Annotated in this window: 1 protein-coding gene and 2 rRNA genes; 2 read left to right on the top strand and 1 reads right to left on the bottom strand. The window is 61.1% G+C overall.

The window, feature by feature from the left end:
- Positions 1–363 (bottom strand): alpha/beta hydrolase (locus tag VKV18_RS11420; RefSeq protein WP_324204331.1); only part of this gene is annotated, 363 nt, incomplete at its 3' end.
- Positions 364–702: 339 nt separating this feature from the next.
- Here VKV18_RS11420 and VKV18_RS11415 point away from each other — a divergent pair.
- Together VKV18_RS11415 and VKV18_RS11410 are read left to right on the top strand one after the other, a co-directional pair.
- A 16S ribosomal RNA gene (locus VKV18_RS11415) occupies positions 703–2,214 on the top strand.
- A gap of 263 nt (positions 2,215–2,477) precedes the next feature.
- A 23S ribosomal RNA gene (locus VKV18_RS11410) occupies positions 2,478–5,122 on the top strand; the annotation flags it as partial.

Raw genomic sequence — 5,122 nt, 5'->3', positions numbered from 1 at the left:
CCCGCCGCTGGTGTCGGCCATGACGAGCGCCAGCGTCCGTTCTGGATAGCGCAGCGCGAAGCCGAGGCAAGTACCGCCGCCCATCGACTGGGCGACGAGGATTGCGCGCTCGATGCCGAGATGATCGAGCAGTGCAGCGAGGTCGTCCACGAAGGCGGCCGCGCCGGGGCCGTCCGGCGTGTCGTGCGAGTTGCCAAAGCCGCGCTGATCGATGGCGATCACCCGATACCAGCGCGAGAAGAAGGCGATCTGCTGATACCAGCTCGCATGGTTGCCCCCAACGCCATGGGCAAAAACGAGCGCAGTGCCCTGACCGTAATCGCCATAGTAGAGGTCGATCCCGTTCAGCGTGGCAACCGGCATGATATGCTCCTTTCAGCGTTTCGACCTGCGACCATCACGCGGCTCGCGAACCGCATCTTCCTGATGAGGCGGCCCGCGAGCCCGTATCCGTGCGCCTCATTGTAACGCGCGGGAACGTGCGACGATTGGCGTTGGGCGCTTGACGAGTGCGCCCACAGGCGATACATTGAGATTCCGCGCGTTACTAGGAGCGCGGGAGCACCTTACCAAGGGAATCGTGGAAGTGAGTGCGAGCGGGGGCTCTCGCGGCCTGCGTGCATGTGCGAGCATGGGCGTGGGCCGGCAATCAGGGCAACTGCATCCAGGACAGCGCAAGTTGGGCTGGATGGTGGGAAATGCTTGATGGAGAGTTTGATCCTGGCTCAGGATAAACGCTGGCGGCGTGCCTAATGCATGCAAGTCGAACGGGGTGGCCTTCGGGCCATTCAGTGGCGGACGGGTGAGGAACACGTACGAAACCTGCCCTCTGGTGGGGAATAAGCCTGCGAAAGCGGGTCTAATGCCGCATACGCTCAGCAGCCGATGGGGTGCTGAGGAAAGCCTTCGGGCGCTGGAGGAGGGGCGTGCGGCCGATTAGCTAGTTGGTGGGGTAAGAGCCTACCAAGGCCGCGATCGGTAGCTGGTCTGAGAGGATGATCAGCCACACTGGGACTGAGATACGGCCCAGACTCCTACGGGAGGCAGCAGCAGGGAATCTTGCGCAATGGGCGAAAGCCTGACGCAGCAACGCCGCGTGGGTGAGGAAGGCTCTTGGGTCGTAAAGCCCTTTTCTGGGGGACGAAGGTCTGACGGTACCCCAGGAAGAAGCCACGGCTAACTACGTGCCAGCAGCCGCGGTAATACGTAGGTGGCAAGCGTTGTCCGGAGTTATTGGGCGTAAAGCGCGCGCAGGCGGTTGGGCAAGTCTCTGGTGAAAGCGCTCGGCTTAACTGGGCGAGGGCCAGGGAGACTGCTCGGCTGGAGGGGAGCAGAGGCGAGTGGAATTCCGGGTGTAGTGGTGAAATGCGTAGAGATCCGGAGGAACACCAGTGGCGAAGGCGGCTCGCTGGGCTCAACCTGACGCTGAGGCGCGAAAGCGTGGGGAGCGAACCGGATTAGATACCCGGGTAGTCCACGCTGTAAACGATGGACACTAGGTGTGGGGGGTATCGACCCCCTCCGTGCCGAAGCTAACGCGATAAGTGTCCCGCCTGGGGAGTACGGCCGCAAGGCTAAAACTCAAAGGAATTGACGGGGGCCCGCACAAGCAGCGGAGCGTGTGGTTTAATTCGACGCAACGCGAAGAACCTTACCTGGGCTTGACATGTGAGTGACAGGTGTGGAAACACACCCTCCCTTCGGGGCACTCACACAGGTGGTGCATGGCTGTCGTCAGCTCGTGTCGTGAGATGTTGGGTTAAGTCCCGCAACGAGCGCAACCCCCGTCGCATGTTGCCAGCATTAAGTTGGGGACTCATGCGAGACTGCCGGTGACAAACCGGAGGAAGGTGGGGATGACGTCAAGTCATCATGCCCCTTATGCCCAGGGCGACACACGTGCTACAGTGGCGCGTACAAAGGGCTGCGATGCCGCGAGGCGGAGCGAATCCCAAAAAGCGCGTCTAGGTTCGGATTGCAGGCTGAAACTCGCCTGCATGAAGCCGGAGTTGCTAGTAATCGCGGATCAGCCATGCCGCGGTGAATACGTTCCCGGGCCTTGTACACACCGCCCGTCACACCACGGAAGCGGGCAACACCCGAAGCCGGTGGCCCAACCCGCAAGGGAGGGAGCCGTCGAAGGTGGGGCCCGTGACTGGGGTGAAGTCGTAACAAGGTAGCCGTAGCGGAAGCTGCGGCTGGATCACCTCCTTTCTAGGGAGCGCCGCAAGGCGCCCCGCGCCGCATCTGCGGCGCGGGTGGAAAGGTCGACCGAACCTGGCCGCGTGGGTGGTTGAAGGGACGGCGGCGTCCCTACTGCCGTCGCCTTCCCCAAGACCACCGGCAAACGCGCGGGCGCGCTGTTGAGTTTTGAGAGACCGCGTGTCCGCAGAGGGCACGTCGCCTCTCCGGTCCTTGAAAACTGCACAGTGGCCAGACGGGTTCACCGAGCTGCACAACGGTGCGGCTCAGATCACCGTCAAGATAGTAAGGGCACACGGTGGATGCCTAGGCACCAAGAGGCGATGAAGGGCGTGATCGGCTGCGATAAGCCACGGTGAGGCGCTGAATAGCCTGTGACCCGTGGATTCCCGAATGGGGAAACCCAGCGCTGGTAATGCGGCGCTATCCCCGGCTGAATCCATAGGCCGGTGGAGGCCAAGCGGGGGAAGTGAAACATCTCAGTACCCCGAGGAAAGGAAATCAACCGAGACTCCCCGAGTAGTGGCGAGCGAAAGGGGACCAGCCCAAACCTCACAGGTGTAAGCGGACACGCGTTGCCTGTGGGGGGTTGTAGGACGTCTGCTTCCGGGTTGTGTCCGACCCGGCGGGAGTTACAAAGTTGTCGGGTAGCCGAAGCGTGTGGAACCGCGCACCAGAGAGGGCAATCGTCCCGTAGGCGAAACCCGGCGACCTCCCGGCAGGCGATCCTGAGTAGGTCCGCGCCCGTGAAACGCGGACTGAAGCAGGGGGGACCACCCTCCAAGGCTAAGTACTCCTTGGTGACCGATAGTGGACTAGTACCGTGAGGGAAAGGTGAAAAGCACCCCGGAAGGGGAGTGAAATAGTACCTGAAACCGTGTGCCTACAAGCGGTCGGAGCGGCCTTTGTGCCGTGACGGCGTGCCTTTTGCATAATGAGCCGGCGAGTTACTCGTCTGCGGCGAGGTTAAGCGATGAGCGGAGCCGAAGCGAAAGCGAGTCCGAACAGGGCGTTTAGTCGCAGGCGGTAGACCCGAAGCTGAGCGAGCTACCCATGGGCAGGCTGAAGCGGGGGTAAGACCTCGTGGAGGGCCGAACCGACCTGGGGTGAAAACCGGGCGGATGACCTGTGGGTAGGAGTGAAAGGCTAATCAAGCTCAGTGATATCTGGTTCTCCCCGAAATATATTTAGGTATAGCCTCGGGTAAATTGCGCGGTGGCCGTAGAGCACTGTTTGAATTAGGGGCCTTACCGGGTTACCGACTTCAGGCAAACTCCGAAGACCACCGCGTTTACCCCGGGAGTCAGTTGCAGGGGGATAAACTTCTGCGTCGAGAGGGAAACAACCCAGACCGCCAGCTAAGGTCCCAAAGTGCTAGCTAAGTGGAAAACGATGTCCGAGCGCAGAGACAACCAGGAGGTTGGCTTAGAGGCAGCCACCCTTTAAAGAGTGCGTAACAGCTCACTGGTCAAGTGCTCGGGCGCGGACAATGTAACGGGGCTCAAGCTAGCCACCGAAGCTGCGGGTGCGTCCGATCTGCGGATCGGGCGCGCGGTAGGGGAGCGTTCCCTGGCCGGTGAAGCTGCGGCGTGAGCCAGCGGTGGAGGCCAGGGAAGTGCGAATGCCGGCATGAGTAACGAAAGAGGGGTGAGAATCCCCTCCACCGATTGCCCAAGGTTTCCTGGGTAAAGCTCGTCTTCCCAGGGTTAGTCGGGACCTAAGGCGAGGCCGAAAGGCGTAGTCGATGGCCAACAGGTTGATATTCCTGTACCACGTCGCTTCCGTTATCACCGATGGGGGGACGAGGAAGGCTAGGGGAACCCAGGCGATGGTTGACCTGGGACAAGCGTGTAGGGGTGGCCCTAGTGAAATGCGGGGCCGCATAACCTGAGGCGCGATGTGAGCTGGCCGTGAGGCCGGCGACTCCCCGACGCCATGCCTCCGAGAAAAGCCTCTAGGGAGGAAGCACGTGCCCGTACCAAAACCGACACAGGTGGGCAAGTAGAGAATACTAAGGTGATCGAGCTAACCCTCGTTAAGGAACTCGGCAAAATGGCCCCGTAACTTCGGGAGAAGGGGCGCCTCGTTAGGGTGAAGCCGCTTGCCGGCGGAGCCCGAGGAGGCCGCAGAGAAACGGCTGAAGCGACTGTTTACCAAAAACACAGGTCTCTGCTAAGTCGTAAGACGACGTATAGGGGCTGACGCCTGCCCGGTGCCGGAAGGTTACGCGGAGGTGTTAGGGTTCGCCCGAAGCACCGAAGCCAAGCCCCGGTAAACGGCGGCCGTAACTATAACGGTCCTAAGGTAGCGAAATTCCTTGTCGGGTAAGTTCCGACCCGCACGAATGGCGTAACGACTTCAGCGCTGTCTCAACGAGGGGCTCGGTGAAATTGCAGTCTCGGTGAAGATGCCGAGTACCCGCGGCTAGACGGAAAGACCCCGTGAACCTTTACTACACCCTGGTATTGGGATCTGGTGCACCTTGCTCAGGATAGGTGGGAGGCTGTGAAGCGCCGGCTTCGGCTGGCGTGGAGCCGTCCTTGAGATACCACCCTTGGTGTATTGGGTTCCTAACGGCGTGCCGTGAATCCGGGCGCCGGACAGTGCCAGGCGGGTAGTTTGACTGGGGCGGTCGCCTCCTAAAACGTAACGGAGGCGCGCAATGGTTCCCTCAGCACGGATGGAAATCGTGCGTAGAGCGCAAAGGTAGTAAGGGAGCTTGACTGCGAGACTGACAAGTCGAGCAGGTGCGAAAGCAGGCCTTAGTGATCCGGCGGTTGCAAGTGGAAGCGCCGTCGCTCAACGGATAAAAGGTACTCCGGGGATAACAGGCTTATCGGGCCCAAGAGTTCACATCGACGGCCCGGTTTGGCACCTCGATGTCGGCTCGTCGCATCCTGGGGGTGAAGCCGCTCCCAAG

This window comes from Chthonomonas sp., from assembly GCF_035294505.1.
Classification (GTDB): Bacteria; Armatimonadota; Chthonomonadetes; order Chthonomonadales; family Chthonomonadaceae; genus Chthonomonas.
Note: the sequence above shows the minus strand (reverse complement) of the source record. Positions and strands in the feature narration are given on the sequence as shown.